Annotated in this window: 28 protein-coding genes and 1 tRNA gene; 14 read left to right on the top strand and 15 right to left on the bottom strand. The window is 58.8% G+C overall.

What is annotated here, in order from left to right:
• The first annotated feature begins 4 nt into the window (after window positions 1-4).
• A complete protein-coding gene (locus ACSHXH_RS04780) occupies window positions 5-364 on the top strand; it encodes a hypothetical protein (protein WP_435670633.1) in 360 nt (119 codons plus the stop codon).
• Window positions 361-969, top strand: coding sequence for a MotE family protein (locus ACSHXH_RS04785; protein WP_435670634.1), 609 nt, complete (start codon window positions 361-363; stop codon window positions 967-969). The genes ACSHXH_RS04780 and ACSHXH_RS04785 overlap by 4 nt, the downstream gene beginning before the upstream one ends.
• Window positions 970-984: 15 nt before the next feature.
• On the opposite strand, the gene ACSHXH_RS04790 is transcribed toward ACSHXH_RS04785, so the two are convergent.
• Window positions 985-1,061: transfer RNA gene (locus ACSHXH_RS04790), tRNA-Arg, on the bottom strand.
• Window positions 1,062-1,183: 122 nt separating this feature from the next.
• Between ACSHXH_RS04790 and ACSHXH_RS04795 the strand changes: the two genes are divergently transcribed.
• Window positions 1,184-2,215 (top strand): LacI family DNA-binding transcriptional regulator, encoded by a 1,032-nt coding sequence (locus ACSHXH_RS04795; RefSeq protein ID WP_435670635.1) that lies wholly within the window; start codon window positions 1,184-1,186, stop codon window positions 2,213-2,215.
• Between the two features lie 61 nt (window positions 2,216-2,276).
• On the opposite strand, the gene ACSHXH_RS04800 is transcribed toward ACSHXH_RS04795, so the two are convergent.
• The 6 genes from ACSHXH_RS04800 to ACSHXH_RS04825 all read right to left on the bottom strand — a co-directional run bounded on the left by ACSHXH_RS04800 (window position 2,277) and on the right by ACSHXH_RS04825 (window position 8,676).
• Window positions 2,277-3,263, bottom strand: coding sequence for an ABC transporter substrate-binding protein (locus tag ACSHXH_RS04800; protein ID WP_435670636.1), 987 nt, complete (start codon window positions 3,261-3,263; stop codon window positions 2,277-2,279).
• Window positions 3,264-3,287: 24 nt separating this feature from the next.
• Entirely contained in the window at window positions 3,288-4,136 is an 849-nt protein-coding gene (locus ACSHXH_RS04805) for an ABC transporter permease (RefSeq protein ID WP_435670637.1), read from the bottom strand.
• Complete coding sequence (locus ACSHXH_RS04810) at window positions 4,133-5,065, bottom strand: ABC transporter permease (RefSeq protein ID WP_435670638.1); 933 nt, start codon at window positions 5,063-5,065, stop codon at window positions 4,133-4,135. The genes ACSHXH_RS04805 and ACSHXH_RS04810 overlap by 4 nt, the downstream gene beginning before the upstream one ends.
• A 6-nt stretch (window positions 5,066-5,071) precedes the next feature.
• The gene (locus ACSHXH_RS04815) at window positions 5,072-5,851 is read right to left on the bottom strand and encodes an ABC transporter ATP-binding protein (RefSeq protein ID WP_435670997.1); all 780 of its coding nucleotides are present in this window, start codon (window positions 5,849-5,851) and stop codon (window positions 5,072-5,074) included.
• 41 nt (window positions 5,852-5,892) lie between these two features.
• A complete protein-coding gene (gene hydA / locus ACSHXH_RS04820; RefSeq protein WP_435670639.1) occupies window positions 5,893-7,347 on the bottom strand; it encodes a dihydropyrimidinase in 1,455 nt (484 codons plus the stop codon).
• A 78-nt stretch (window positions 7,348-7,425) separates the two neighbouring features.
• Window positions 7,426-8,676 carry a Zn-dependent hydrolase gene (locus ACSHXH_RS04825; protein ID WP_435670998.1) on the bottom strand — a complete coding sequence of 417 codons (1,251 nt, stop codon included), beginning with the start codon at window positions 8,674-8,676 and terminating at the stop codon, window positions 7,426-7,428.
• Between the two features lie 176 nt (window positions 8,677-8,852).
• On the opposite strand from ACSHXH_RS04825, the gene ACSHXH_RS04830 reads away from it, so the two are divergent.
• On the top strand, window positions 8,853-9,467 hold the full coding sequence (locus tag ACSHXH_RS04830) for a TetR family transcriptional regulator C-terminal domain-containing protein (protein WP_435670640.1): 615 nt from the start codon (window positions 8,853-8,855) through the stop codon (window positions 9,465-9,467).
• Between the two features lie 42 nt (window positions 9,468-9,509).
• Window positions 9,510-9,752, top strand: a complete 243-nt coding sequence (locus ACSHXH_RS04835) for a hypothetical protein (RefSeq protein WP_435670641.1) — start codon at window positions 9,510-9,512, stop codon at window positions 9,750-9,752.
• Between the two features lie 173 nt (window positions 9,753-9,925).
• On the opposite strand, the gene preA is transcribed toward ACSHXH_RS04835, so the two are convergent.
• Together preA and ACSHXH_RS04845 are read right to left on the bottom strand one after the other, a co-directional pair.
• Window positions 9,926-11,233, bottom strand: coding sequence for an NAD-dependent dihydropyrimidine dehydrogenase subunit PreA (preA, locus tag ACSHXH_RS04840; protein WP_435670642.1), 1,308 nt, complete (start codon window positions 11,231-11,233; stop codon window positions 9,926-9,928).
• Window positions 11,226-12,560 carry an NAD(P)-dependent oxidoreductase gene (locus tag ACSHXH_RS04845; RefSeq protein ID WP_435670643.1) on the bottom strand — a complete coding sequence of 445 codons (1,335 nt, stop codon included), beginning with the start codon at window positions 12,558-12,560 and terminating at the stop codon, window positions 11,226-11,228. Before ACSHXH_RS04845 ends, preA begins: the two co-directional genes overlap by 8 nt.
• Window positions 12,561-12,778: 218 nt before the next feature.
• On the opposite strand from ACSHXH_RS04845, the gene ACSHXH_RS04850 reads away from it, so the two are divergent.
• Window positions 12,779-12,994 (top strand): DUF1127 domain-containing protein, encoded by a 216-nt coding sequence (locus tag ACSHXH_RS04850; protein WP_435670644.1) that lies wholly within the window; start codon window positions 12,779-12,781, stop codon window positions 12,992-12,994.
• A 162-nt stretch (window positions 12,995-13,156) separates the two neighbouring features.
• On the opposite strand, the gene rpsD is transcribed toward ACSHXH_RS04850, so the two are convergent.
• Window positions 13,157-13,777, bottom strand: a complete 621-nt coding sequence (gene rpsD / locus ACSHXH_RS04855) for a 30S ribosomal protein S4 (protein WP_435670645.1) — start codon at window positions 13,775-13,777, stop codon at window positions 13,157-13,159.
• A gap of 229 nt (window positions 13,778-14,006) precedes the next feature.
• On the opposite strand from rpsD, the gene ACSHXH_RS04860 reads away from it, so the two are divergent.
• The 7 genes from ACSHXH_RS04860 to ACSHXH_RS04890 all read left to right on the top strand — a co-directional run bounded on the left by ACSHXH_RS04860 (window position 14,007) and on the right by ACSHXH_RS04890 (window position 20,867).
• Window positions 14,007-14,834 (top strand): EAL domain-containing protein, encoded by an 828-nt coding sequence (locus ACSHXH_RS04860; protein ID WP_435670646.1) that lies wholly within the window; start codon window positions 14,007-14,009, stop codon window positions 14,832-14,834.
• A 188-nt stretch (window positions 14,835-15,022) separates the two neighbouring features.
• On the top strand, window positions 15,023-16,198 hold the full coding sequence (locus ACSHXH_RS04865; RefSeq protein WP_435670647.1) for an acetyl-CoA C-acetyltransferase: 1,176 nt from the start codon (window positions 15,023-15,025) through the stop codon (window positions 16,196-16,198).
• 153 nt (window positions 16,199-16,351) lie between these two features.
• Window positions 16,352-17,074 (top strand): acetoacetyl-CoA reductase, encoded by a 723-nt coding sequence (gene phbB, locus ACSHXH_RS04870; RefSeq protein ID WP_435670648.1) that lies wholly within the window; start codon window positions 16,352-16,354, stop codon window positions 17,072-17,074.
• 79 nt (window positions 17,075-17,153) lie between these two features.
• Window positions 17,154-18,017 (top strand): aromatic amino acid exporter YddG, encoded by an 864-nt coding sequence (gene yddG, locus ACSHXH_RS04875; RefSeq protein ID WP_435670649.1) that lies wholly within the window; start codon window positions 17,154-17,156, stop codon window positions 18,015-18,017.
• 109 nt (window positions 18,018-18,126) lie between these two features.
• Window positions 18,127-19,059 carry a VOC family protein gene (locus ACSHXH_RS04880; protein WP_435670650.1) on the top strand — a complete coding sequence of 311 codons (933 nt, stop codon included), beginning with the start codon at window positions 18,127-18,129 and terminating at the stop codon, window positions 19,057-19,059.
• A complete protein-coding gene (locus ACSHXH_RS04885) occupies window positions 19,052-19,648 on the top strand; it encodes an alpha/beta hydrolase (protein ID WP_435670651.1) in 597 nt (198 codons plus the stop codon). The genes ACSHXH_RS04880 and ACSHXH_RS04885 overlap by 8 nt, the downstream gene beginning before the upstream one ends.
• A 280-nt stretch (window positions 19,649-19,928) precedes the next feature.
• Window positions 19,929-20,867, top strand: coding sequence for a transcriptional regulator GcvA (locus tag ACSHXH_RS04890; RefSeq protein WP_435670652.1), 939 nt, complete (start codon window positions 19,929-19,931; stop codon window positions 20,865-20,867).
• A gap of 33 nt (window positions 20,868-20,900) precedes the next feature.
• Here ACSHXH_RS04890 and ACSHXH_RS04895 read toward each other — a convergent pair whose 3' ends face one another.
• From ACSHXH_RS04895 to ACSHXH_RS04905, 3 genes are all read right to left on the bottom strand, one after another.
• Window positions 20,901-21,062, bottom strand: a complete 162-nt coding sequence (locus ACSHXH_RS04895; protein ID WP_435670653.1) for a YdcH family protein — start codon at window positions 21,060-21,062, stop codon at window positions 20,901-20,903.
• Between the two features lie 113 nt (window positions 21,063-21,175).
• Window positions 21,176-21,919, bottom strand: coding sequence for a tRNA1(Val) (adenine(37)-N6)-methyltransferase (locus ACSHXH_RS04900; protein WP_435670654.1), 744 nt, complete (start codon window positions 21,917-21,919; stop codon window positions 21,176-21,178).
• Between the two features lie 19 nt (window positions 21,920-21,938).
• Window positions 21,939-22,154: a DUF2007 domain-containing protein gene (locus ACSHXH_RS04905; RefSeq protein WP_435670655.1), complete on the bottom strand. Its 216-nt coding sequence runs from the start codon at window positions 22,152-22,154 to the stop codon at window positions 21,939-21,941.
• A gap of 56 nt (window positions 22,155-22,210) precedes the next feature.
• Here ACSHXH_RS04905 and ACSHXH_RS04910 point away from each other — a divergent pair, with 56 nt between their 5' ends.
• The gene (locus ACSHXH_RS04910) at window positions 22,211-23,209 is read left to right on the top strand and encodes a polyprenyl synthetase family protein (protein WP_435670656.1); all 999 of its coding nucleotides are present in this window, start codon (window positions 22,211-22,213) and stop codon (window positions 23,207-23,209) included.
• Here the strand turns inward: ACSHXH_RS04910 and ACSHXH_RS04915 are convergent.
• Complete coding sequence (locus ACSHXH_RS04915; RefSeq protein ID WP_435670657.1) at window positions 23,202-23,999, bottom strand: 4-(cytidine 5'-diphospho)-2-C-methyl-D-erythritol kinase; 798 nt, start codon at window positions 23,997-23,999, stop codon at window positions 23,202-23,204. The genes ACSHXH_RS04910 and ACSHXH_RS04915 overlap by 8 nt on opposite strands.
• Window positions 23,983-25,710 (bottom strand): tetratricopeptide repeat protein, encoded by a 1,728-nt coding sequence (locus ACSHXH_RS04920; protein WP_435670658.1) that lies wholly within the window; start codon window positions 25,708-25,710, stop codon window positions 23,983-23,985. The genes ACSHXH_RS04915 and ACSHXH_RS04920 overlap by 17 nt, the downstream gene beginning before the upstream one ends.
• Window positions 25,711-25,770: the final 60 nt, after the last annotated feature.

Genomic DNA, 25,770 nt, shown 5'->3' on the forward strand with positions numbered 1-25,770 from the left:
AAAAATGGAATTGGTTGCTGATATCCTTCTTGTGGCCGGCGCGCTGGGGGCCGGGCTTTATTGCTTTGTCTTGTCGCGCCGTTTGACGCGGTTCAATGATCTTGAAAACGGGGTTGGCGCGGCTGTCGCCGTCTTGTCAGCGCAAGTCACAGACCTTCAAACAGCCCTGGAAAACGCTCAGAAGACCGCGACTCATTCCAGCGACAGCCTAGAAGATTTGACGCGCCGCGCAGAAGATTCAGCCAAGCGGTTGGAATTGATGGTTGCGTCCATGCACGACCTGCCACCGACACAGGGCCAGCCAAATCGACCGCCAGCTCCCACCGGCCCAATCTTTTCGCGCCATGCCGGAGAGCAAAGATGACACTGACCCAAACCACAAAAAGGCCAAGGCCCAGACGGCGGCAGAAAGGTACACTTGCGATCATCGGTGCATTTTTGTTGCTGTCAGCGGGGGTGCGTTTGGTGACCGAAGCAGGCCAGGTGATTGCAAGCGAAACGACGCCGATTGGCCCATTGGAAGAGCGCCTAGAAGCAAAGACAACAGACCTATCACGCCCGCAGAACATGGGCGCAGCACTAGACGCGATCAAACAACGAGAAGCGCGCCTGATCGAACTTGAAGCCAAAATGGAGGAGCGTGAAACAACAATAGCCGCGGCCGAGGCTGCGATCCAGGCCGAATTGATCAAGCTGGAACACGCCGAACAAAGCCTACGCGATACGATATCGCTCGCCTCAGCCGCAGCCGAAGACGATATTTCCCAGCTCACCAGTGTTTACGCCACCATGAAACCGAAACAGGCAGCCGCGTTGTTCGAACAAATGAATGCAACCTTTGCAGCAGGATTCCTTGCCCGCATGCCCGCCGACAACGCAGCACGGATCATGGCCGGAATGACCCCAGCAAAAGCTTACGAGATCAGCGTTGAACTGGCCGGACGCAATGCTGACATCCCACTGGAGTGATCTGTGATGGAAACATGGTGACCCCGGCAGGATTCGAACCTGCAACCTGCCCCTTAGGAGGGGGCTGCTCTATCCAGTTGAGCCACGGGGCCACGCGCGACAGGCATACTGATACTGACCCGTCTTGTCATCTTCTTCAGTGTTTTTTTCGCAAGGAACGCAATCGCTTGCTGGTGTGTGAAAGATTGCGGTAACATCGGGGCAACAAAATAGGATGACGCTCTTGGCCAGTGACGATACACGCCCCCTCACGCTCCGTGATGTTTCTGAGGCTTCGGGCGTCTCGGAAATGACGGTCAGCCGGGTTTTACGCAACCGCGGCGATGTATCGGCCGTGACACGCGAGCGGGTTCTGTCTGCTGCCAAATCGCTCGGCTATGTGCCGAACAAGATCGCGGGCGCACTGGCCAGTCAACGGGTCAACCTGGTTGCTGTCATCATCCCAAGCCTTCGCAATATGGTGTTCCCCGAAGTCATGTCAGGGATCAGCGCAGTTTTGGAAGAGACCGAACTCCAGCCGGTCGTGGGCGTGACAGATTACCTGCCGGAAAAAGAAGAACGCGTTCTTTACGAGATGCTGTCCTGGCGTCCGTCAGGCGTGATCATAGCGGGGCTTGAGCACACCGACGCATCACGCGCGATGCTCAAAGCAAGCGGTATCCCGGTCGTTGAGATCATGGATGTCGATGGCACGCCAATCGATTCGGTGGTCGGGATTTCACATCGTCGGGCAGGCCGGAAAATGGCACAGGCCATTTTGAAGGCCGGGTATGAACGTATCGGATTTCTCGGAACCAAGATGCCGCTGGATCACCGGGCGCGCAAACGCTTTGAAGGGTTCACCTCAGCGCTCGCCAAAGGCGGGATCGAGATCGCAGATCAGCAATTCTACTCTGGTGGATCGGCTCTGGCGAAAGGGCGCGAGATGACCGAGGCGATGCTCAGACGAGATCCTGACCTCGATTTTCTATACTATTCAAATGACATGATCGCGGCGGGTGGTCTTCTATCTCTGCTGGAAAAGGGCATCGACATTCCTAACCAAATCGGGCTTGCCGGTTTCAACGGGGTGGAGCTTCTGGAAGGATTACCGCGGCAATTGGCAACGATGGATGCCTGCCGGACAGAAATCGGGCGCAAGGCCGCCGAGATCATCTCGCAAAGGGTAAATACCCCAGATATCGACTTGCCCAAGGTGGTCGAGCTTACCCCAAAAATCAGCTACGGCGACACGCTTCGCCGCTGAGAGCAGACGAAAAGAAAGGGCCGCACGCGGCCCTTTCCACGTTCAAAGACGTCACCAAACCTTAGTTCAAAACGTCAGAAATCACATGGGTCCACGCGGCATCGCCCGGATCAGCGGTGATGACCGGATCAGACCCGCCCGCCAAAAGCGTTTGCACCGTGCGTTGGAAATCCGCCGGATCAAGCGCGCCATTCGACCCTGCGGTCAACTTGGCCACTTCGCCCATCATACGCTTTTGATGCGTTTCGGTCTGCGCGCCAGTCTCGTCATATTCAAGGACGATCATCGCGGCATCTTCGGGGTTTTCCTCGGCCCATTTCCAACCCTGCATCGACGCCGCAACAAAGCGCTGCATCTTGTCGACAAAGGCCGGATCCTCAAGACGCTCTTCCAGCACGTAAAGCCCGTCTTCGAGCGTCGCCACGCCCTGATCCTCGTATTTGAATGTCACAAGGTCATCTGGGCTGACACCCGCATCAATCACCTGCCAATATTCGTTATACGTCATGGTCGAAATGCAATCGGCCTGACGCTGCAACAGCGGATCTACGTTGAATCCCTGCTTGAGAACTTCAACGCCGTTCTCGCTCTTGCCGTCGGTCGACACACCCATTGAGCTCATCCAGGACATGAACGGGAATTCATTGCCAAAGAACCAAACGCCCAAAGTGCGATTCTTAAGATCCTCGGGCGTCTCGATCCCGGCATCCTTCCAACAGGTCAGCATCATGCCAGAGCTTTTGAACGGCTGCGCAATGTTCACCAACGGAAGGCCTTTTTCACGCGCGGCCAAGGCGGCAGGCATCCACTCGACGGTCACATCCGCACCGCCACCCGCAATCACCTGCGTTGGTGCGATGTCGGGACCACCCGGTTTGATGGTGACGTTCAGATCGGCCTCTTCGTAATAGCCGTTTTCCAGCGCCACATAGTATCCGGCAAACTGGGATTGCGTGACCCATTTCAACTGCAATGTCACGTCGTCCGCCGCCCAAGCCGGCGCGGCAAGACCAAAGGCGGCAAATGCGCCAAGGACCTTCGATTTCATGTTGTAACCTCCTTGTTGTATTTTTTAATGTCCGCGGTGTGACGGGTGCCAAAACGTCACCCGCTTTTCGACCCAGGCAACAGTCCCGTAGAACGCTGTTCCGGCCATCGCGGCGACCGCGATTTCAGCCCAGACCAGATCAATCGACAGGCTGCCAACCCCGGTCGAGATTCGAAATCCCATCCCCCGTGTGGGCGATCCAAAGTATTCAGCAACAATTGCCCCAATCAATGCAAGCGTCGTCGCAATTTTCAGGCCGTTGAACACGAAAGGAAGTGCAGCCGGCAGGCGCAGCTTAAGCAAAGTGTCGAAATAACTTGCAGCGTAGGTGCGCATCAGGTCGCGCTGCATCACATCGGTTTCTCGCAATCCCTGCACCGTGTTCACGAGGATGGGAAAGAACACCATCACCACCACAACCGCCGCTTTGGAATGCCAGTCAAAGCCAAACCAGCTTACCAGAATGGGCGCGATCCCGACAATCGGCAGAGCAGCCACGAAGTTCCCGATGGGCAGCAGCCCCCGTGTCAAAAATGCGGAGCGGTCGATTAGGACCGCTGTGCCAAAAGCTGCAAGCACGCCGATTATGAACCCCGACAACGCACCTTTCACAACCGTCTGCTTGAAATCTTCCCACAAAATATCCGTCGACGCGGCAAAGGTCTGGGCCACGGTCGAAGGCGCGGGCAGGATCACTGGCGACACACCAAGCCCGCGCACGATGCCTTCCCACAGCACAATCAGGGTCACACCGAACAGCATCGGAACAAACACCCGCACCACCAGCGACCCGCGCCAGCCCGAATTGGCCAGATAGGTGTTCAACGCCCAAGCCCCAATCCAAAACATAAGCGCAAAGATCAGCCAGCTCATGCCTGCATCCCCATCCGCCGCAGGGTGATCCGCTGAGTGAGGTCCAAAAGCGTCACCAATGCCCCCGCAAGGATCGCAGCGGCGAACAGGGCCGCCCAAATGGCAAGGGGCGTGCCGAACTGGTCCCCAATCAGGATGCGCGCCCCAAGACCAGAAATCGCCCCGGTCGGTAGCTCACCTACGATGGTCCCCACCAACGCCGCAGCAATGCCGATCTTGAGCGACGTGAACAGGTAGGGCACCGACGCGGGCAGGCGCAGTTTCAAAAACGCCTGAAATCCGGAGGCCGAATAAGTCCGCAACAAATCAAGCTGCGCCGCGCCCGGTGATCGCAGCCCTTTGACCATGCCGACAAGAACCGGGAAATAACACAGATAGGCCGAGATGATCGCCTTGGGCACCGTGCGCCCTTCGATGCCGACCTGGCTCGACAACACGATGATCATCGGGGCCAGCGCAACGATAGGCACAGTCTGGCTGATAATCGCCCACGGCATCAGGCTCATGTTCACAACGCGGCTGTAGACAATGGCGATTGCCCCGGCCATGCCCAGAACCGTGCCCAGCGCAAAGCCCCAAAGCGTTGATTGCAAGGTGATCCAGCCATGATAGATCAGCGACCGTTTCGACATCGGTCGCCCCTTGAGCACCATATCCCCGGTGGTCTTCCAAAGCTCTTGTCCAACCTGCCCCGGCGTTGGCAACCGCGGCCGGTCAAGCGCATATCCGCCGGAAATATATGCGGGATTGTCGACCATCAGCCGCCACAGCGGTTGCTCAAACCGCGCGCGCGCTTCGGGAGGGACAACCTCTGCCCCCGCCCGGTCTGCAACATCCAACGCAACCCGCATATTCATCGGGGCTACAGCCAGATACCAAAGCGCGACAATGGCCGCGAGAACGGTCAGGATGGGCAGAAGGGTCTTCATGGCGCGTCAATCGTCATAGGCATGCCCCGCCCGAAGCCCTTCGCGCACGCGATGCGCAATCGCCAGAAACTCTGGCGTGTCCCGAATATTGAGAGGCCGGTCCTTGGGCAGCGGGCTTTCGATGATGTCCGTGATCCGCCCCGGCCGTGGGCTCATCACGACAATCTTGGTCGACAGATACACCGCCTCTGGGATCGAATGGGTCACAAACGCGATGGTCTTTTCGGTGCGTGACCACAGGTCCAGCAACTGCTCGTTCAGGTGATCGCGGACAATCTCGTCAAGCGCGCCAAACGGCTCGTCCATCAGCAAGATATCCGCGTCAAACGCCAGCGCCCGTGCAATCGACGCCCGCTGCTGCATCCCGCCAGACAATTGCCAAGGATATTTCTTGCCGAAACTCGACAACTCCACGAGATCCAGAACCCGCGCAATCCGCGCCTCTTGGTCGGCCTTGGAATACCCCATGATCTCTAGCGGCAAGGCGATGTTCTTCTCAATCGTGCGCCAAGGATAAAGCCCTGCCGCTTGGAACACATAGCCATAAGCCCGCGCCCGCCGCGCCTCATCCGCGGTCATGCCATTGACGGTCAACGTCCCACCCGTCGGCGTTTCCAACGCCGCGATACACCGCAGAAACGTCGTCTTGCCACAGCCCGACGGCCCGATAAAGCTGACGAACTCGCCCTTTCCTATCTCCAGATCGACACCGGACAGGGCATGCACCGGCCCGTCATTCGTATCGAATGTGAGGTCGAGCGCTTTCGCGGACACAACCGTGTTCATGTGACTTTGATCCGCAACCGAAGCCTCTGACAGAACCTGCATCAAACCCCCGTCGCAGGAATGCCGGTTCGCCGAACGGGTGATGGCGCGGTCAGGTCTTTCCATGTCGACAGCGCCTTGTTTACCGTCCCGTTCGGTTCGCGGGCAACAAACTTGCCGTGGCCTTCCTGAGTACGGATTTCACCATCATAAACCGCGACCTGTCCCCGCGTCAGCGTAAAGCGCGGCAAGCCTTTGACATGATGGCCCTCGAACACATTGTAATCAATGGAAGATTGCTGCGTGCTGGCCTGAATGGTTTTCTCTTTCTTTGGGTCAAGCACCACCAGATCGGCATCTGCACCCACCAAAACCGCGCCCTTTTTGGGGTAGCAGTTCAAAATCTTCGCAATATTGGTCGAGGTGACGGCAACAAACTCGTTCGGCGTCAGGCGGCCCGTCTCAACCCCTTGCGTCCAAAGCATAGGCAAGCGGTCCTCAAGACCCCCGGTGCCATTCGGGATCTTGGAAAAGTCGCCGACACCAAAGCGTTTCTGTTCGGTCGTAAAGGCGCAATGATCCGTGGCCACGACCGACAAAGACCCCGACATCAGACCGGCCCAAAGGCTGTCCTGATGTTTCTTGTTGCGGAACGGTGGTGACATCACGCGTCGCGCTGCATGATCCCAGTCGTCATGGAAATACTCGCTTTCGTCCAGCGTCAGGTGCTGGATCAACGGCTCGCCCCAGACGCGCTTGCCCTGCATCCGCGCGCGCCGGATCGCCTCATGCGCCTCTTCGCAAGAGGTGTGCACGACATAAAGCGGCACACCCGCCATGTCGGCAATCATGATCGCGCGGTTCGTCGCCTCACCCTCAACCTGCGAGGGCCGCGAATAGGCGTGCCCCTCGGGGCCGGTATTGCCTTGCGCCAGCAGCTTCGCTGTCATCTCGGCCACCACATCCCCGTTCTCGGCATGGACCATCGCAATGCCACCCAGTTCGGCCAGACGGTTGAACGACGCGAACAGCTCGTCATCATTCACCATCAACGCGCCTTTATAGGCGAGGAAGTGTTTGAACGTAGTGATCCCGCGATCCGCAATGACCGACTTCATGTCATTAAAGACCTGCTCACCCCACCATGTCACCGCCATGTGGAACGAATAATCACAATTCGCGCGGGTCGATTTGTTATCCCACCGCTTCAGCGCGTCGCGCAGGCCCTCACCCTGATTTGGCAGACAGAAGTCCACCACCATCGTGGTGCCCCCGGCCAGCGCCGCACGCGTGCCAGATTCAAAATCATCGGCCGAGTATGTCCCCATAAACGGCATCTCGAGATGGACATGCGGGTCGATCCCACCGGGCATCACGTAGCAACCCGTCGCGTCCAGTTCCTTGTCGCCTTTCAGGTTCGGCCCAATCGCAATGATCACACCGTTTTCAATGGCGACATCCGCCTCGTAGGTCAGATCCGCAGTGACAACCGTTCCGTTCTTGATGACTGTGGTCATATCTCGCTCCGTCGTCCTGATCTTCTCTGGTTTAAAAATATCCCGGGGGTGGCCGGAGGCCAGGGGCAGAGCCCCCGATCACCGCACGATTTCCGCCGTCTCAACGACCGCATGGAACAAAACATCCGCCCCCGCCGTCGCCCATTCCTTGGAAATCTCTTCCGCCTCGTTGTGCGACAGCCCATCAACACAGGGGCACATCACCATCGCCGTGGGCGCCACATCATTGATCCAGCAGGCATCATGCCCCGCACCCGACACGATATCCATGTGAGAATAGCCCAACCGTTCCGCCGCATCCCGGATCGCCCCAACGCACCCTTCATCAAACGCCGGTGGATCAAACTGACCGACGATATGACTCTCGAAGGAAACGCCAATGCTCTCGCAGAGCGCAGGCGCGCGTTCCATGAACTCGGCCACCATCGCGTTGAGCTTATCCAGAAGATGCGTGCGCATATCGACGGTAAACACCACCTTGCCCGGAATGATGTTGCGCGAATTCGGATAGACGTCGATATGCCCGATGGCCCCCACCGCGTTTGGTTGGTTCTTCATTGCAATCTCGTGCACCAGTTCCGTGATCAGCGCCAAACCGCGACCCGCATTCTTGCGCATCGACATGGGTGTCGATCCGGTGTGGCTTTCCTTACCGGTGACGGTGCACTCGATCCAGCGCAGGCCTTGACCATGGGTCACAACGCCAATGTCCTTGCCCTCGGCCTCCAGGATCGGACCCTGTTCGATATGCAGCTCAAAGAACGCGTGCATCTTGCGGTCCCCGACCTTTTCAGTGCCCTTCCAGCCAATCCGCTCAAGCTCGTCTCCGAAGGTCTTGCCCTGCGCATCTTTACGGTCAAACGCCCAATCCAGCGTGTGTTTTCCCGCAAACACACCAGAGGCCAGCATGGCAGGCGCAAAGCGGGTGCCTTCTTCATTGGTCCAGTTGGTCACAACGATGGGGTGCTTTGTCTTGATGCCAAGGTCATTCAGCGACCGGATCACCTCGAGCCCGCCCAGCACGCCCAGAACCCCGTCGTATTTGCCACCCGTCGGCTGCGTATCGAGATGCGATCCGACATAGATCGGAAGCGCGTCCGGGTCAGTCCCCTCGCGCCGCGCGAACATATTGCCGATCTCATCGACACCCATGGTACAACCTGCATCTTCGCACCATGTCTGGAACAGCGCACGGCCTTGCGCGTCTTCGTCGGTCAGCGTCTGGCGGTTGTTGCCCCCCGCGATGCCCGGCCCGATCTTTGCCATCTCCATAAGGCTGTCCCACAGCCGGTCGCCATTGATCCGCAGGTTTTCGCCGGGTGCCGCCATTCCAATTTCCCTCGCCTCTGGTTTATCCTGCATGACATCCGCAGGTTTTTTACCATTTGGTAAAGTTACGATTGCAACGCACCCCCAAGCTGTCAAGGTATCATCTGGAATGAGTTTGCCTGCGCCGGCCTTAGTTCTGGGTCGTGCCTGCAAATACAGCAGGAGAAAAATAGCCCATGACCAATGCCGCCCGAAAGCCCAGCCGCATCCAGACCGAAAACCGTCAGCGCATCCGCGACGCGGCCCTTGGCCTGTTCGCCACGCATGGGTTCCGCGGCACCACGCTCGATCAGATTGCCGAAGCCTGCGGCATGCACAAGCCCAACCTCATTTACTATTACGAAAGCAAGGAAGCGATCCATATCGACCTTCTCAACACGCTGATGGAAGAATGGCTCAACCCGCTTGATGCGATGGACCCGGACGGTGACCCGTTGGAGGAAATTCTGGGATATATCCGCCGCAAGATGGAGATGAGCCGCCTTTATCCGCGTGAATCGCGGCTGTTTGCGAACGAAATCGTGCAAGGCGCACCCCGGATGCTGCCACATCTGCAAAGTACGCTTAAACCGCTGTTCGACCGGCAATGCGGCATCATCAATCGCTGGATGACCGAGGGCAAACTGGCACAGATGCACCCCGCCCATCTGATCTTTTCGATCTGGGCAGTGACACAGCATTATGCGGATTTCGAAGCCCAGATCGCAGTGCTGTTGCCCGGCGACGACAAACGCGCCCGCGGCGCGGATACGTTTGTCGAGGCAATGTTTCGTAAGGTGCTCACGCCGTAAGCAATTTACGATGCCTTAAACAAGTCCGTGCAGAATAACGCCATGTTGATGCACCATCCATTCGAGTCGCCCACAGCCTATAATCCGGCGTGGAGAGATCAGTTGTTCAGCGCGGATGCGGTGCGCCGCAAGGGCGTTGTCCGCCGTAAGAAAGGCGCGATCCACCGCGAGGTTGGTCTGGACTTGCTGCGCGCCGAAATACAGGCGCGCGGATTTCAGCTTTATGATGTTGGGACAGATTACTTGATCGTTTGTCACTCCCAGCCAATCACCCGACTGGGATAGATCCGCTCCAACTTACAGCAAAAAAACGCGCCCCGATATTCGGGCGTGTTCATCTTGCCGCAAACACGCGCACGGAGTCCCAGAATTTTATGGCCGGGTCCGAGAAACTTCGTACGAAGTTTCTCAGGCTCTCCATAAAATTCTGTTAAGCGAATGCAGAAACCACGCGCGGCTCACTCTGCCGCTGTCCGCACCGCGGGGTTGTTCGGATGGGTTGTCCAATCCCCATGCTCTGCCGCAACGGAAAGACCCGTCCGTTCGTCCAATGCGCCCACAGGCAATTGCTCCATCGTGATGCAGGCCTCAACCGGGCACACATTCACGCAGAGATTGCAGGCCACGCATTCGTCATCCTTTACGGTGAACACACGGTCCTCGGACATCGCAATCGCCTGATGTGACGTGTCTTCACAGGCCGCGAAACACCGCCCACACGAAATACAAAGGTCTTGGTCAATACGCGCCTTGGTCACATAATTCAGGTTCAGATTCTTCCAATCGCTGATATTCGGCACCGCACGCCCCACAAGGTCAGACGTCGCCGTCATGCCCTTTTCGTCCATGTATTGCGACAGACCCGAGATCATCTCTTGCACGATCTTGAACCCATAGGTCATCGCCGCCGTGCAGACCTGCACATTGCCCGCACCCAGCGCCATGAATTCGGCCGCGTCCTTCCATGTGGTGACCCCGCCAATGCCAGAAATTGGCAGGCCACGCATCTCGGGCGAGCGTGCAATTTCCGCCACCATGTTGAGCGCGATCGGCTTGACCGCAGGGCCACAATAGCCGCCATGCGCGCCTTTGCCGTCAATCGTGGGTTCCGGCGCGAACAGGTCCAGATCGACCGAGGTGATCGAATTGATCGTGTTGATCAGGCTCACCGCATCAGCCCCACCAGCATGCGCTGCCATTGCTGGCTTGCGAATATCGGTGATATTCGGCGTCAGCTTGACGATGCAGGGCATACGCGTGTTTTGTTTGACCCAGCGCGTCACCATCTCGATGTATTCGGGCACTTGGCCAACTGCGCTGCCCATGCCGCGTTCCGACATCCCATGCGGACAGCCGAAGTTAAGCTCAACCCCATCGGCCCCAGTCTCTTCCACCAAGGGCAGGATTCCCTTCCAGGCGTCCTCTTCGCAGGGCACCATCAGCGACACGACCATCGCGCGGTCCGGGTAATCACGCTTGACCGCTTTGATCTCGCGCAGGTTCACCTCCAACGGTCGGTCGGTGATCAGCTCGATGTTGTTCAGGCCCAACAGCCGCCGATCCGCGCCCCAAATCGCGCCGTAGCGGGGGCCATTGACGTTGACAACGGGCGGTCCCGCCTCGCCCAACGTCTTCCAGACCACACCGCCCCACCCCGCTTCAAAGGCGCGGCGGACGTTATATTCCTTGTCCGTCGGCGGGGCCGAGGCCAGCCAGAACGGGTTCGGGCTTTTGATGCCCACGAAGTCTGTTGTCAGATCAGCCATTGGAGCCTCCCATCAGGCTTGCATGAATATCTTCGGCCGCATCGCGTCCTTCGGCCACTGCCGTCACGGTCAGGTCATCTCCCCCAGCGGCGCAATCGCCCCCAGCCCAGACCCCGTCGACAGATGTCCGCCCCGCACCCGTGACCGCAATCTTGCGCCCGTCCAGCGCTGGCAAACCGTCACCTGCAAGTGTTTGACCAATCGCTTTGAACACCTGATCGGCGGCAAGACGAAAGGTTTGGCCCGTTGGCGTCAAATCGTCGTCAGTGAACTCGAACTCGATCTCGCGCACAGACCCATTTCCATGCACGGCGACGGGTGATGCATTGGGGATGATCCGCACGCCTTTGGCTGCGGCCAGATCCTGCTCCCAAACGCTGGCATTCATCCTGTCGCGGCCCCGGCGATAGACGATAGTGACGTTAAGCGCGCCCAAAAGCTTGGACTGCACAGCCGCATCAACAGCGGTCATTCCGCCACCGATAACAACCACATCGCGCCCCACAGGCAGGCTGGTCAGATCGTTGGCCTGCCGCAGGTCTGCAATGAAATCCACCGCATCCAGAACGCCGTCCTTATCCGCGCCCGGCGCCACCAGCCCATTCACACCGCCAAGGCCCATGCCAAGGAACACCGCATCGTAGGCGCTTTGCAGACCTGCCAGGGTCACATCACGACCAAGCGCTTGTCCTGTGCGAATCTCGATCCCACCAATCTGCAAAAGCCAGTCCACTTCGCGCGCGGCGAAATCATCGGTACTTTTGTAGGCGGCAATCCCGTATTCGTTCAGACCCCCAGCCTTTGGCCGCGCGTCATAAACCACCACATCATGCCCATGCATGGCGAGGCGATGCGCACAGGCCAACCCTGCCGGACCGGCCCCGGCAACGGCAATCTGTTTGCCTGTCGAGGCCGCCCGGGAGAAAGGATGCATCCCGTGCGCCATCAGCGTGTCCGTCGCATAGCGCTGAAGTCGACCGATCTGGACCGGCTCGCCTTCGGCGGCTTCGCGCACGCACGCCTCCTCGCACAGGGTTTCGGTTGGGCACACGCGGGCGCACATGCCACCCATGATGTTCTGCGTCAGGATCGTTTTCGCCGCCGCTTCGGGCGTGCCTGTTGCGATCTGGCGAATGAACAACGGGATGTCGATGGCCGTCGGGCAGGCGGTAATGCACGGCGCATCGTGGCAGAAATAGCATCTGTCTGCCGCCACCAGAGCCTCGTGATCGCCCAAAGGCGCATGCAGATCGGCGAACCCGGCGCTTAGCGCATCTGGGTCCATCCGTCCTGAAACAATCCCTTCTTTCAAAGCTCTGGCGTCCATCTTCACACTCCGCGTGTCTGATTGATCCTGGCTCAAACGCTCTCACGGGTTTAAAATTTTATCAACTGGTAAAATTTTTGGACTCCTGATTTCTGCCAATGCTGCACTGCGGCGTTATGCGTTTGAGGCGTGGCGGGTATTCCAAAGCGTCGGTACTCAACACGTTTTCAACGACTTAGATTGGAGTGAACACAATTTAAGCAAAACAGAGGCATATCATGGCACTGACACAGACATATCACGACGAAAAGCCCGGCTTTTTCACCCGCCTTCTCAATGGACTGAGCGAAGGGTTCGTTCAGGTTGCTGAAGCCAACATTCGCATCCGCGAAGTCGAACGCCTTCAGGCGCTTTCGGATGAGACGCTCGCAGCCAAAGGGCTCAAGCGCGAAGACATCGTGCGTTACGTCTTCCGCGATGTGCTCTACATGTAATCAGTCTTTCAACAGACCTGATGGGAAAAAAGGCTGCGCAATTTGCGCGGCCTTTTTCTTTGGGCAGGTTCTGAAAACGAAAAAAGCCGCCCCGAGGGGACGGCTTTGCAACAGATGTTCTGATTGGACGACCCGCACGGTGACACCGCGCGGACCCCAAAATCAGTTCTGAGCGTAATATTCGATGACGAGGTTCGGTTCCATCATCACCGGGTACGGCACATCCGACAGACCCGGTGTGCGGACGAAAGTCGCCTTGAGCTTGGAGTGATCGGCCTCGATGTAATCGGGCACATCCCGCTCGGACAGCTGGGTTGCCTCAAGGACAACTGCGATCTGCTTGGACTTGTCGCGGACCTCGATCACATCGCCTTCTTTGACGCGGTAGGACGGGATGTTCACGCGCTGGCCGTTGACCAGAACGTGACCGTGGTTCACGAACTGACGTGCGGCAAAGACGGTAGCCACGAACTTGGCACGGTACACAACCGCGTCCAAGCGGCGCTCAAGCAGGCCAATCAGCTGTTCGCCGGTGTCACCGCGCAGACGTTCTGCTTCGGCAAAGATGCGACGGAACTGCTTTTCCGTCAGGTCGCCGTAATAGCCCTTCAGCTTCTGCTTTGCGCGCAGCTGCAGGCCAAAGTCGGACAATTTGCCCTTGCGGCGCTGACCGTGCTGGCCGGGGCCGTATTCACGACGGTTGACGGGGGATTTCGGACGACCCCAGATGTTTTCACCCATCCGGCGGTCAATTTTGTACTTGGCAGACGTGCGTTTTGTCACGGCTGATCTCCTTCTTGGAACGACGCCCCGAAAGGCGACTATGAAGAGCGTTGTCCTTTTGGGCGTTAAACCCATGACAGGCATCCCCTTGCGGGGGCCACCAACACCAATGAAGTCGCGCTTACACGGTGGGTCTCTACAGAGTCAACACGCGATATTTCGGCCCCGCATTAAACCTTGTTTAACGCGCGCTTGTCACAGTGCCAGGAGCGAAACAAAGGATGCTCCCATGGCGCAGCGCGCAGTCCGAAAGGCATTTGGTCCGTCACCTCTTGATGCGGCGGTGCAAACCCGTGACCAAAACATCCTGTCCGTGGTCGAAGACGCGGTGCGCCACCGCGAAGTGCGGCTGGCCTTTCAACCCGTGGTTCAGGCCCAGCGACAGGATCATGTTGCCTTTTACGAAGGTCTGATCCGCGTCACTGACCCCACCGGGCGGATTATCCCGGCAGGCCAATTCATCGAAAGCATTGAAGAACGCGAAACCGGCAGGCTTTTGGATTGTCTTGCCCTTGAACATGGCCTGCGCACACTGCTGCACAACCCCGACATCCGATTGGCCATAAACCTGTCGGCCCGGTCTATCGGATATCCGAAATGGCGCAAGGTGCTGGAACGCGGGCTGGCACGTGATCCGTCTGCCGCTGAACGTCTGATACTTGAGATAACAGAGGCGTCCGCGATGCTGGTTCCAGAACTGGTCGTGCAGGCGATGCGCGATCTTCAAAAGCTCGGAATCAGCTTTGCTCTGGATGATTTCGGCGCGGGCTACACCGCCTTGCGATATCTCAAGGAATTCCAGTTCGATATCCTCAAGATCGATGGCCAGTTCATTCGCGGCATTGCGACCGATCCCGACAATCATGTCCTCACCCGCGCGATTATCGCCATCGCCCAGCAATTCGATATGTTCACGGTTGCCGAATTTGTCGAAAACGCCCCCGATGCATATGCACTGGGGGAACTGGGGGTGGATTTCCTTCAAGGCTATTATTTTGGGGCCCCAACGGTGCATCCACCCTGGCGCACGCCACCACAATCCCGCGCGGTCCACTGACCCCGCGCGCCGTTATCATGACGCTAGGTCAACCCAACTATGCACAACTCCCCTGAGACACCCTGTCCGGTATGCGACGGTCCACCATTACGCTAGGAGAACGCCATAAGCGGTTTGGGGCCACAGCCGCGCACAAGCGATAAGTGCTGTGGAAGAACGTCTGAACCATGACTTTGGTGGAGGGACATATGACCAACGTCGTTATCGCATCCGCCGCTCGGACGGCCGTTGGGTCGTTTGGCGGTTCTTTCGCAAATACACCTGCCCATGATCTGGGCTCTGCGGTTCTGAACGCGCTGGTCGAACGGGCCGGCATCGAAAAGGACGCCGTGTCTGAAACGATTCTCGGTCAGGTTCTGACCGCCGCCCAAGGCCAGAACCCGGCCCGTCAGGCACATATCAACGCGGGTTTCCCAAAAGAAGGGTCCGCCTGGAGCATCAACCAGGTGTGCGGATCAGGTCTGCGTGCCGTGGCGCTTGGTGCGCAGCACATCATGCTGGGCGATGCAGACATCGTCTGTGCCGGTGGTCAGGAAAACATGTCCATGTCGCCCCATGCCGCGAACCTGCGTCAGGGCCACAAGATGGGCGATATGCAATATATCGACACCATGATCCGCGACGGCCTTTGGGACGCCTTCAACGGATACCACATGGGCCAAACGGCAGAAAACGTTGCCGAAAAATGGCAGATCAGCCGCGAAATGCAGGATGCATTCGCCGTTTCGTCACAGAACAAGGCCGAAGCCGCACAAAAGGCGGGTAAGTTCGATGATGAGGTGATCGCCTACACCATCAAGACCCGCAAAGGCGACATCGTTGTCGATAAGGACGAATACATCCGCCACGGCGCAACCATGGACGCGATGCAAAAGCTGCGCCCCGCGTTTGCCAAAGATGGTTCTGTCACAGCCGCCAACGCCTCTGGCCTCAACGATGGCGCAGCAGGCGTTCTGCTCATGAGCGCGGACAACGCGGCAAAGCGCGGTATCACGCCGATGGCCCGCATCGCATCCTATGCAACCGCTGGTCTGGACCCGTCGATCATGGGCGTCGGCCCGATCTACGCATCGCGCAAGGCCCTCGACAAAGCAGGATGGTCGGTTGGCGATCTTGATCTGGTCGAGGCCAACGAAGCATTCGCTGCCCAAGCCTGTGCCGTGAACAAGGACATGGGCTGGGATCCAGCGATCGTGAACGTCAATGGCGGCGCAATCGCCATCGGTCACCCGATCGGCGCATCCGGGGCCCGCGTTCTGAACACCTTGCTGTTCGAAATGCAGCGCCGCGATGCCAAGAAGGGACTTGCTACATTGTGCATCGGTGGCGGCATGGGTGTCGCTCTTTGCGTAGAGCGGGACTGACCCCACGCAGCGCGGACAAAGATCAGGGGCGCCGCGTGCGCCCCTTTTTTGTAGCTTCTTTTCAAAATCAAAATCCACTGCGCAATAATGTTGCGCGTACTTGTTTCAAGGTATAACAACCTTACCAACACGACCACCAAGGAGGAGACCCCCATGTCCCGTGTCGCACTTGTCACCGGCGGAAGCCGCGGTATCGGCGAAGCCATTTCCAAAGCGCTTAAGGCCGAAGGCTACGAGGTTGCCGCGACCTATGCTGGCAATGACGAAAAAGCCGCTGCATTCACCGCAGAGACCGGCATCAAGACCTATAAATGGAACGTCGCCGACTATGACGCGTCCAAAGCGGGCATCGCACAGGTCGAAGCCGATCTTGGGCCCATCGACGTGGTTGTCGCCAACGCGGGCATCACCCGCGACGCACCATTCCACAAGATGACCCCCGAAGCATGGAACGAGGTGATCGACACCAACCTGACAGGCGTGTTCAACACGGTGCACCCCGTTTGGCCCGGCATGCGCGAACGCAAGTTTGGCCGCGTGATCGTGATTTCATCAATCAACGGCCAGAAAGGCCAGTTCGGTCAGGTGAACTATGCCGCGACCAAGGCCGGCGATCTGGGTATCGTCAAATCGCTGGCGCAAGAGGGCGCGCGCGCAGGCATCACCGCAAACGCGATCTGCCCCGGCTATATCGCTACCGAAATGGTCATGGCGATCCCCGAAGAGGTCCGCGCCAAGATCGTTGCAGGCATCCCGGCGGGTCGTTTGGGTGAGCCCGATGAAATCGCCCGCTGTGTCGTGTTCCTTGCGTCCGAGACATCCGGTTTCATCAACGGATCGACCATTTCGGCCAACGGCGCCCAGTTCTTCGTCTGATCTCAAATCGCAGAGTTTCGGAAAGGCCCGCCTGCTGCGCGGGCCTTTTCTTTTGTGCGGTCGGGAATTAACCAACCTCATGAGCAGATCAAAAGCCACCGCCACCGGATTTATCGCCGTGCTTCTTTGGGCACTTCTGGCGCTCTTCACCGCCGGGTCTGCGCCGGTGCCGCCATTCCTGCTCAATGCGCTGACTTTTGCCATCGGCGGTGCAGTCGGGGTGATCTGGGTGCTGGCGCGTGGGCGGATGTCGGTGCTGCGCGGAATCAATTGGAAGATCTACGCCTTCGGCACTGCGGGCCTGTTTGGCTATCACGCACTGTATTTCTCGGCGCTGCGGCTGGCCCCACCCGCCGAGGCCGGGTTGATCGCCTATCTCTGGCCACTGTTCATCGTATTGTTTTCCGGCCTGCTGCCCGGTGAAACCCTGCGCACGGGACACATCATTGGCGCGCTGGTGTCCTTCGTCGGGGCAGCGCTGATCGTGCTGCGCAACGGCGCGAGCTTTGAAAGCGGCGCAGTCCCAGGCTTGATCCTTGCAGGCTTTTGCGCGCTGACCTGGAGCGGGTATTCCGTGCTGTCCCGACGGCTGGGCACCACCCCGACCGAAGCGGTGGCCGTGTTCTGCGTGTTGACAGCCCTCCTGTCCGTGCCCGCGCACCTGATGTTCGAAGCAACGATATGGCCTGACACCGGCTTCGGCTGGCTTTCGGTTCTGGCATTGGGGTTGGGGCCGGTTGGGCTGGCGTTTTACGTCTGGGATATCGGCGTGAAACGCGGCGACATTCAGGTGCTTGGCGTGGCCAGCTATGCAGCACCGCTGCTGTCGACGCTTGTTTTAATCGGGGCCGGATTTGCACAGGCGTCCTGGCAATTGGTGGCGGCGGCGGCGCTGATCACCATTGGCGCAGGGACTGCGGCGCTGGCCTCACGCCGCGCTTAGGTGCGAATTTGCACAAAAACGGCGCGCCTACGTGCGTTTATGTGCGGACAAGATCAGCTAAATACACGGTCGACGCGGCAATTGCCGACCCATTTTCAGGAGACCTGACATGCTGAACCAGATCAACGGGCTACACCACGTGACCTCACTTGCCAGCGGGGCACAGGAAAACAACGCTTTCTTCACCAAGGTTCTTGGCCTGCGCCGGATCAAGAAGACTGTCAATTTCGACGCCCCCGAGGTGTATCACCTTTACTACGGCGACGAAGCGGGCACACCCGGCACGGTGATGACCTATTTCCCGTTCCCAAACGCGCGGCGCGGTCGGCCCGGCACGGGTGAGGTCGGCATCACAGGCTTTGCCGTACCCAACGGCAGCTTGCCCTATTGGCAAGAACGGCTTGCGACATTCGATGTGAAAAACCTTGTGTCAGAGACAACCTTTGGCCAGAACCGTCTCCGCTTTGACGGGCCAGATGGCGATGGGTTCGTGCTTGTGGAAACCGGTGATGATGCCCGCGCACCGTGGACGAACAATGGCGTGGACGCAGGTGTCGCCATTCGCGGCTTTCACAGTGCTGATATGCGGCTGCGGGATGCGGCGGCCAGTGCAGAATTGCTCACCTTCATGGGCTACGAAAAGCTGGACACGCAAGATAATGTCACGCGATTTCACGTTCCAAATGGCAAAGAGGCGAACGTCATTGACATCACGCAGGTCAACGCGCCCAGCGCCGATCAGGGCGCGGGATCGGTACACCATATTGCGTTTTCTGTCGACAACCGAGACACACAACTTGAGGTGCGCAGCGCGCTGATGGATACCGGCTACCAAGTCACGCCGGTGATCGACCGCGATTACTTTTATGCGATCTATTTCCGCACACCCGGTGGCGTGTTGTTCGAAGTGGCGACCAACGAGCCGGGCTTTGACCGCGATGAAGACACGGCGCATCTGGGTGAGGCACTTAAGCTGCCAAGCCAGCACGAGCATTTGCGCAGCGTTCTGGAAGAAAAATACCTGGAGCCGATCGTTGACTGACTACATTCTGCGCGAGACCAAGGGCACGCCGGGCGCGCCTTTGGTCTTCACCTTCCACGGCACTGGCGGGGATGAAACCCAGTTCCATAGCCTAGCCGAACAGCTTTGGCCCGGTGCGCAAGTGGTATCGCCGCGCGGGGATGTGTCAGAGAACGGGATGGCGCGGTATTTCCGGCGCACTGGCGAAGGGGTTTACGACATGGAAGATCTGGCCAAACGACGCGCCGCAATGGCCATTTTTGTGCGCTCAAAGATCGAAGAAACCGGCGCGCAGCGTGTGATTGCCTTGGGGTACTCCAACGGCGCGAATATCGCGGCGGCTGTGGCCTTTGAAAATCCAGACATCTTCACCGATGTGATTGCCATGCATCCGTTGATCCCGTGGACACCGGCCCCGCAACCGGGGCTTGCCACGACGCGCTGGTTGATCACCGCAGGCGAGCGTGATCCGATCTGCCCTGCACCGTTGACCAAGTCCCTGCTCGACTATCTCCGCGCGCAGGACGCCGAGGTGACAGAACACTGGCACCCCGGGGGGCACGAACTTGTGCAATCGGAATTGGCTGCCATTCAGGCCAATATGCTCTGACCGAAAAACACCCCCGGCCAGAACGGTGCGGGGGTGCTGTGGCTTTGAGCTTCAGTCTTTTGAGCGTCCGGAAAAGAGAGCCCGCATCAGGCTGCGCATCATTTCGCCACGGGCTTGGTGTGCCGCGCGGATCGCGTCGCGGTGTTGGATGTCTTTGGCATGTTCGAACACGTGTGGCTCCTCACATTTGTAAAATTTAACTGTCTCATATATGACGACCCGATAAATCTTTGACAAACGAGACTTTTCACCAGTTCAGTTAAGTTATACTTATGCATTGATGAGCGATCGACCTCCCCCTCTAACCGCCTTACGAGCCTTCGAAGCTGCTGCGCGCCACATGTCGTTTGCGCAGGCCGCAGCAGAATTGCATGTGACCCCTGCCGCGCTGTCCTTTCAGATCAAATCACTTGAGGAACATCTGGGCGCGCCGGTGTTCCGCCGCCTGAACCGCGCGGTCGAACTCACACCCGAGGGTGTGGCCCTTCAGTCTGGTGTGCGGGACGGGTTCGATCGGATCCTTGCGGCCTGGCGATCGGCCCGACGCCAGGCGCAGTCGAACATCCTGACCGTGACAGCGGGCCCGGCGTTTACCGCCAAGGTTTTGGCCCCGCGCCTTTTCGAGTTCGCGCAGGCGCATCCGGATATTGACCTGAGGTTCTCGGCAAGCCTGCGTCTCGTCGATTTTGTGCGCGACGACGTAGATGCCGCAATTCGGTTTGGTTATGGACCGGACGAGGGGCTGTATTCCCGCGTGCTTATGAAAGACTGGTTCGCACCGATGATGACGCCTGCGATGGCCAAGCTGTATGACACACCCGAAAAACTATGCGGCGCGCCGCTGATCTTTGACGACAGTGTCGATTTCCTGCGGCCCCGCGCAGACTGGGCACAGTGGTTCCGAGCCAACGGGATCACCCCGCCAAAGCTTACCGGCTCACATTTCAGCCATGCCGACCATGCCGTGGATGCGGCGCTTTCCGGTGGGGGCGTTGTCATGGCCCGCAGCACATTGGCGGTAGGTGCGTTGAACGACGGGCAACTTGTGGCACCCTTCGACATCGCCCTGTCAACCGACGCACATTTCCGCTTTGTCTGCCCGGTGGGGCATGAAAAAAAACCGCAGGTCGCAGCATTTTCGGACTGGCTCGATGAAAAGATAGGGCTTTTGGTGGCGCAATTGCCTGTAAAGCGACTTATCTCAGTTGATCAGATATGAAAAAGCCCGGGGGGAGACCCGGGCCAATCTTAATTACGAGAGACGCTCAATCTCTTCTTTCAGTCGAAGTTTCTGCTTTTTCATTGACGCAACTGCAAGGTCATCAACCCCCGGCGCGCGTTGGGCCTGTTCGACCTCTTCAGACAGGTTTTGGTGCTTTCGCTTCAGTTCCTGAAGATGTGAAGTCAAGCTCATGAAGTCCTCCTGTGACTGATTGGATCTTCAGTCGACCACAGTTTTACAATTCTGTCACGCTGCAACCGCAAGATCGGTATATTCCTGCTAACCAAGCCAGGGTTGTTCAGGTTTTACTTGGGGAAAAGCAGGGAGTGTGGCGACCTAAGGGCGCGCGAGACAACTTCCGAATACGAATCGCCATCTTTTTCGTGGTTTTCGCCGCGGTGCAGCACGAGCGGCGGGTGCGACATAAACGCCGCCCTACGCCCTTTGCGCCCGCGCAACAGGACAAGTCGCGCTGGCCTGTTGCCGCGCGGATGCAGCGGCCATAGCTCCAGCGCGCCCAGAGTGGCGAAAAACGCGGTCATGAGTTCGGGCAAACGGTCGGCGCGTTGAATGAACGTTGCCATGCCACCGGGCTTGAGTCGCCGCGACGCGACATCGACCCATTTCGCCAGCGGCAACGCGCCCGACCGCGACACGGCGCGATCCTGCGACCGGGGGGCAACCGCGCGGGCATCTTCGAAATAGGGTGGATTGGCGATCACGTGGTCAAAGCGGTCTGATTTGATCTCGGGCGGCAGCGCGGAAAGATCGGCGCAATAGACCGTGCCGGTCAGCCCATTGTCATCAAGGTTGCGCTGCGCAAGAGTGGCATAGGCGGGCTGCATTTCAACACCCGTGCAGATCACGCCCGGCACCCGTGCGCCCAGACAGGCCATCGCGGCACCACCCCCGCATCCAAGCTCCAGCACCGTCTCACCCGGCTTGGCCGGAATGCAGGCGGCCAAAAGCACCGGGTCCAGCCCTGCGCGATACCCGTGCCTTGGTTGCCACAGGCGAACCGCGCCACCCAGAAAATCATCTCGGCTCAAGTCGTCCGAGCCGAAAGGATCAGTCCTCAAACCTGACACCGTATTCGCGCAAAACACGCCGCGCCTCGTCAAGATCGTCACTGCGCACCATAAGACGACGCGGCAGGATGCCGATAGACCCTTCGAGGATGCTCATGTTTACGTCCAATTCAAACGTGGCTATACCCTCGTCCTCAAGCACGGCTCGGGCGAGCGGTATCAATGTGATGTCATTGGTGCGCAAAAGCTCTTCCATGACCATGATGTAGGAACACCCGGCCCGCTTTGTCGAGCCTTCCTGAAGGAATGGTGATGATGTTGGATAAACCAGGTCAAAAACCGCATGATCGTTTGGCAGAGATCCTGTCGGACGACATGGCACAGGTGAACACGCTCATCCGCACACGGATGGCGTCGGACCATGCGCCGCGCATCCCCGAAGTGACCGCGCACCTGGTCGAGGCCGGCGGCAAACGCTTGCGCCCGATGCTGACTCTCGCGGCGGCGCGGATGTGCGGCTACACGGGCGACAACCACATCAAGCTGGCAGCAACGGTAGAATTCATTCACACGGCAACGCTGCTGCATGACGACGTCGTTGACGAAAGCGAAAAGCGGCGCGGACGGCCCACAGCGAACCTGCTCTGGGATAACAAATCAAGCGTGCTGGTGGGTGACTACCTGTTCGCACGGTCCTTCCAGTTGATGACCGAAACCAACAACATTCGCGTGCTGGGCATCCTGTCCGATGCCGCCGCCACCATTGCCGAAGGCGAAGTCCTTCAGATGACAGCAGCACAGGATCTCAAGACAACCGAGGCGATTTATCTGCAAGTCGTACGCGGCAAAACGGCAGCACTGTTTTCCGCAGCGACCGAAGTCGGCGGCGTGATTGCCGATATGGACGAGTCACAGGTCAAAGCGCTGTATGACTATGGCGATGCCCTCGGGATCGCATTTCAAATCGTTGATGACCTTTTGGACTACTGGGGGTCGGACGCCACCGGCAAAAACGTCGGGGACGATTTCCGCGAACGCAAGCTGACCCTGCCGGTGATCAAGGCGGTGGCGCTGGCCGATACCGAAGAACACGCGTTCTGGACCCGTACGATTGCCAAAGGGCGTCAGGAAGACGGTGACCTGGATCACGCGATTGCGCTTTTGAACAAGCATGGCACGCTTGAGGCAACGCGCGCCGAGGCAAATGACTGGATTGCAAAAGCGCGTGCCGCATTGGCCACGCTACCCGCACATCCGATCCGCGACATGCTCAATGACCTGGCCGATTATGTGGTGGCGCGGGTCAACTAGCGCCAACAGTCTGTGACGCGGTGACCCACCAATCAGGATTGTTCTGCGCGATCCGCGCGGCTGCTTTTTCTGCGCCTATCCTGTCTGGATAGATGCCAAAACAGGTCGATCCCGATCCCGACATGCGCGCCAACACCGCGTCATGCAGCACCGCAAGCGCATCTGCGATCACAGGGGCACGGGCGATTGCAGCACCTTGCAGATCGTTGCGCTGCGCCTTGAGCCATGCAAGCCAATCACCGTCGGTCGGCATAGCCTTCATCGGGGAATTGGTCTTGACCTGCAACGCCCTGAACACATCCGGTGTCGGCACATGGGCACCGGGATTGACCAACACCAACGAAAAGGCCGGACACCGGGGCACATCGGCCAGCACATCCCCGATTCCCTGCATCCGTTGCGGCGTGGCCTTTAGGCACACGGGCACGTCCGCACCAAGCTCAAGCGCCAGATCGGGACGGCCCAACGCCCGCAACACCGCAGCGGCGTCCGAAGACCCGCCACCAATCCCGGCCCCGTGAGGCAGATTCTTGGTCAGAACAATCTGTGCGGCGATACCGGCCCGCTCAGCCGCTTTCCACACAAGGTTGCGCGCGTCATTCGGCACACCTTCGGCAAAGGGGCCATCCACGGTGACCGACATCGCGCTGGCCGGTGTGACCGACACCCTGTCACCAACATCCGCAAACACCACCAGAGAATCGAGCAAATGATACCCGTTGGCCTCTTGGCCAACGACATGCAGAGCGAGGTTGATCTTGGCAGGCGCGAATTCAGTCGCTGCTGTCATTTGCCACTCGCAAGGGCGGCGCACCTTCTTCGGCAAGCACCTGATCCAGCCCCACGTCCAGCTTGGCGCGGATGCGGTCAGCGTCCACCTCTTCGGCGGTTGATCCGTAGACAATGAAGGACAGCGCCCGCTTCCACTGAAACCGTGCTTCGGTCTTGCGACCCACGGCCCAATAGACATCGCCCAGATGGTCATTGACGATCGGATCCACCGGCATGAGCTCTGCGGCGCGCTCCATGTGACCCACGGCTTCGTCATAGCGCCCAAGCCGGTACAGAACCCAGCCAAGGGAATCGATGATATACCCGCTTTCGGGGCGCGCGGCAGCCGCCCGTTCGATCATATCAAGCGCCTCATCCAGCTTGATCTTCTTTTCGACCAGCGAGTACCCAAGGTAGTTGAGCACCTGCGGCTGGTCCGGGTTCAGCTCAAGCGCCGTGCGAAAATCGGCCTCGGCCTCGTCCCAACGGTCAAGCCGTTCATAGCTGATCGCGCGTGCATAATGCAGGAACCACTGGCGCTGGGTTTCTTCCTCGAACAGATCAAGCGCTTGGGTATAGGCGTCAATCGCCTCTTCATAGCGTTCCAACTGACGCATCGTGTCGCCCAGTGTCGAATGTACGATGGGCTGATCGCCATGTGTTTTGGTCAGCCGTTGCAGCACCTCAATCGCTGCATCCACCTTGTCGCTGTCGCGCAGGGCAGCGGCGCGGCCCAGTTCAGCGGCGTGGTAGGCAGGGTGATCTTCGGGAACGTTCGCATAGGCTTTGACCGCCAGTTCAGACTGGCCCAGTTCATCCAGCAGGCTGGCTGTGAGCAGAATGGCGTCAACGTGATCGGGGCGCAGGTATTCTGCGATCCGGGTATAGAGAAGGGTGAATTCGTCATTCGCTTCGCTCGAAAGCGCGGCTGCGAGGGTGTAGAACACCTCTGCCAAACCATCACGCGCGCTGCGCACATGGGTAAAGGGCAACGCCTCGCCCGCCTCAAGGGCTGTACGCATCGCCCGCAGGCCGGGATCAAGGTCAGTGCCAAACGAGGTTTCGATCAACGCCAGCGCATCTCCGGCACGATCAAGCTGGCTCAGCACCGTAACATGCGCCATCACGCCCCGCCGGGTAAGCTGCATACCGCCGGTGCCCGCATCTTCCAGGATCGCGGCAGAGCCTTCGAAATCCCCAACCGACGCCAGCGCCAACGCTTTGTGATACAAGGCAAAGTTGCGCAGGCCCTGCTGATCGGACAGATCATCGAACTGCACCAAAGCGGTGGACATATCGCCCAAACCAAGCTGCGACCACCCAAGCAGCAACCCGTCCACCAACGGGCCAACGCCCCGGTCGTCTTCGATCCGCGCGATCAGGGATGCGAAATCCTCAGACATGCCCTGCTGCGCGACAATCGCCATATGTGCGACCTGACTGCGATGCCCCTCCGCGACCAACTTGTTGGCCAGCGCCGCTGCACGCTCGACATCCCCCAATGAGATCTCCGCCAGCGCCGCGCGCTCAAGCAGCACAGGGTTTTCAGCGTCATGCATGACCGCGCGACCATAATAGCGCGCCGCCGCCTGAATATCGCCATCGAAACTGGCTTGTCGTCCAGCCAGATAATCGCCGGAAAGACTATTGGCGAAAACACCCCCCGGGGCCATCAGACACAGCGCAACAGCTGCTGACCCCATCAGGCGCTTCATGCTCGAACGAACCATGGTCTTCTCCTTGAAAAGCGCATTTTCATGAAACCTAGCGCGCCACCCTGACACGCGCAA

Source organism: Marivita sp., from assembly GCF_051251565.1.
Lineage (GTDB): Bacteria > Pseudomonadota > Alphaproteobacteria > Rhodobacterales > Rhodobacteraceae > Marivita.

What these genes read in the sequence shown, in the direction of transcription:
- ACSHXH_RS04780 (WP_435670633.1), top strand. Translation starts at nt 5, where the DNA reads ATGGAATTGGTTGCTGATATCCTTCTTGTGGCCGGCGCGCTGGGGGCC.
- ACSHXH_RS04785 (WP_435670634.1), top strand. Translation starts at nt 361, where the DNA reads ATGACACTGACCCAAACCACAAAAAGGCCAAGGCCCAGACGGCGGCAG.
- ACSHXH_RS04795 (WP_435670635.1), top strand. Translation starts at nt 1,184, where the DNA reads ATGACGCTCTTGGCCAGTGACGATACACGCCCCCTCACGCTCCGTGAT.
- ACSHXH_RS04800 (WP_435670636.1), bottom strand. Translation starts at nt 3,263, where the DNA reads ATGAAATCGAAGGTCCTTGGCGCATTTGCCGCCTTTGGTCTTGCCGCG.
- ACSHXH_RS04805 (WP_435670637.1), bottom strand. Translation starts at nt 4,136, where the DNA reads ATGAGCTGGCTGATCTTTGCGCTTATGTTTTGGATTGGGGCTTGGGCG.
- ACSHXH_RS04810 (WP_435670638.1), bottom strand. Translation starts at nt 5,065, where the DNA reads ATGAAGACCCTTCTGCCCATCCTGACCGTTCTCGCGGCCATTGTCGCG.
- ACSHXH_RS04815 (WP_435670997.1), bottom strand. Translation starts at nt 5,851, where the DNA reads ATGAACACGGTTGTGTCCGCGAAAGCGCTCGACCTCACATTCGATACG.
- hydA (WP_435670639.1), bottom strand. Translation starts at nt 7,347, where the DNA reads ATGACCACAGTCATCAAGAACGGAACGGTTGTCACTGCGGATCTGACC.
- ACSHXH_RS04825 (WP_435670998.1), bottom strand. Translation starts at nt 8,676, where the DNA reads ATGGCGGCACCCGGCGAAAACCTGCGGATCAATGGCGACCGGCTGTGG.
- ACSHXH_RS04830 (WP_435670640.1), top strand. Translation starts at nt 8,853, where the DNA reads ATGACCAATGCCGCCCGAAAGCCCAGCCGCATCCAGACCGAAAACCGT.
- ACSHXH_RS04835 (WP_435670641.1), top strand. Translation starts at nt 9,510, where the DNA reads ATGTTGATGCACCATCCATTCGAGTCGCCCACAGCCTATAATCCGGCG.
- preA (WP_435670642.1), bottom strand. Translation starts at nt 11,233, where the DNA reads ATGGCTGATCTGACAACAGACTTCGTGGGCATCAAAAGCCCGAACCCG.
- ACSHXH_RS04845 (WP_435670643.1), bottom strand. Translation starts at nt 12,560, where the DNA reads ATGGACGCCAGAGCTTTGAAAGAAGGGATTGTTTCAGGACGGATGGAC.
- ACSHXH_RS04850 (WP_435670644.1), top strand. Translation starts at nt 12,779, where the DNA reads ATGGCACTGACACAGACATATCACGACGAAAAGCCCGGCTTTTTCACC.
- ACSHXH_RS04860 (WP_435670646.1), top strand. Translation starts at nt 14,007, where the DNA reads ATGGCGCAGCGCGCAGTCCGAAAGGCATTTGGTCCGTCACCTCTTGAT.
- ACSHXH_RS04865 (WP_435670647.1), top strand. Translation starts at nt 15,023, where the DNA reads ATGACCAACGTCGTTATCGCATCCGCCGCTCGGACGGCCGTTGGGTCG.
- phbB (WP_435670648.1), top strand. Translation starts at nt 16,352, where the DNA reads ATGTCCCGTGTCGCACTTGTCACCGGCGGAAGCCGCGGTATCGGCGAA.
- yddG (WP_435670649.1), top strand. Translation starts at nt 17,154, where the DNA reads ATGAGCAGATCAAAAGCCACCGCCACCGGATTTATCGCCGTGCTTCTT.
- ACSHXH_RS04880 (WP_435670650.1), top strand. Translation starts at nt 18,127, where the DNA reads ATGCTGAACCAGATCAACGGGCTACACCACGTGACCTCACTTGCCAGC.
- ACSHXH_RS04890 (WP_435670652.1), top strand. Translation starts at nt 19,929, where the DNA reads ATGAGCGATCGACCTCCCCCTCTAACCGCCTTACGAGCCTTCGAAGCT.
- ACSHXH_RS04895 (WP_435670653.1), bottom strand. Translation starts at nt 21,062, where the DNA reads ATGAGCTTGACTTCACATCTTCAGGAACTGAAGCGAAAGCACCAAAAC.
- ACSHXH_RS04905 (WP_435670655.1), bottom strand. Translation starts at nt 22,154, where the DNA reads ATGGAAGAGCTTTTGCGCACCAATGACATCACATTGATACCGCTCGCC.
- ACSHXH_RS04910 (WP_435670656.1), top strand. Translation starts at nt 22,211, where the DNA reads ATGATGTTGGATAAACCAGGTCAAAAACCGCATGATCGTTTGGCAGAG.
- ACSHXH_RS04915 (WP_435670657.1), bottom strand. Translation starts at nt 23,999, where the DNA reads ATGACAGCAGCGACTGAATTCGCGCCTGCCAAGATCAACCTCGCTCTG.
- ACSHXH_RS04920 (WP_435670658.1), bottom strand. Translation starts at nt 25,710, where the DNA reads ATGGTTCGTTCGAGCATGAAGCGCCTGATGGGGTCAGCAGCTGTTGCG.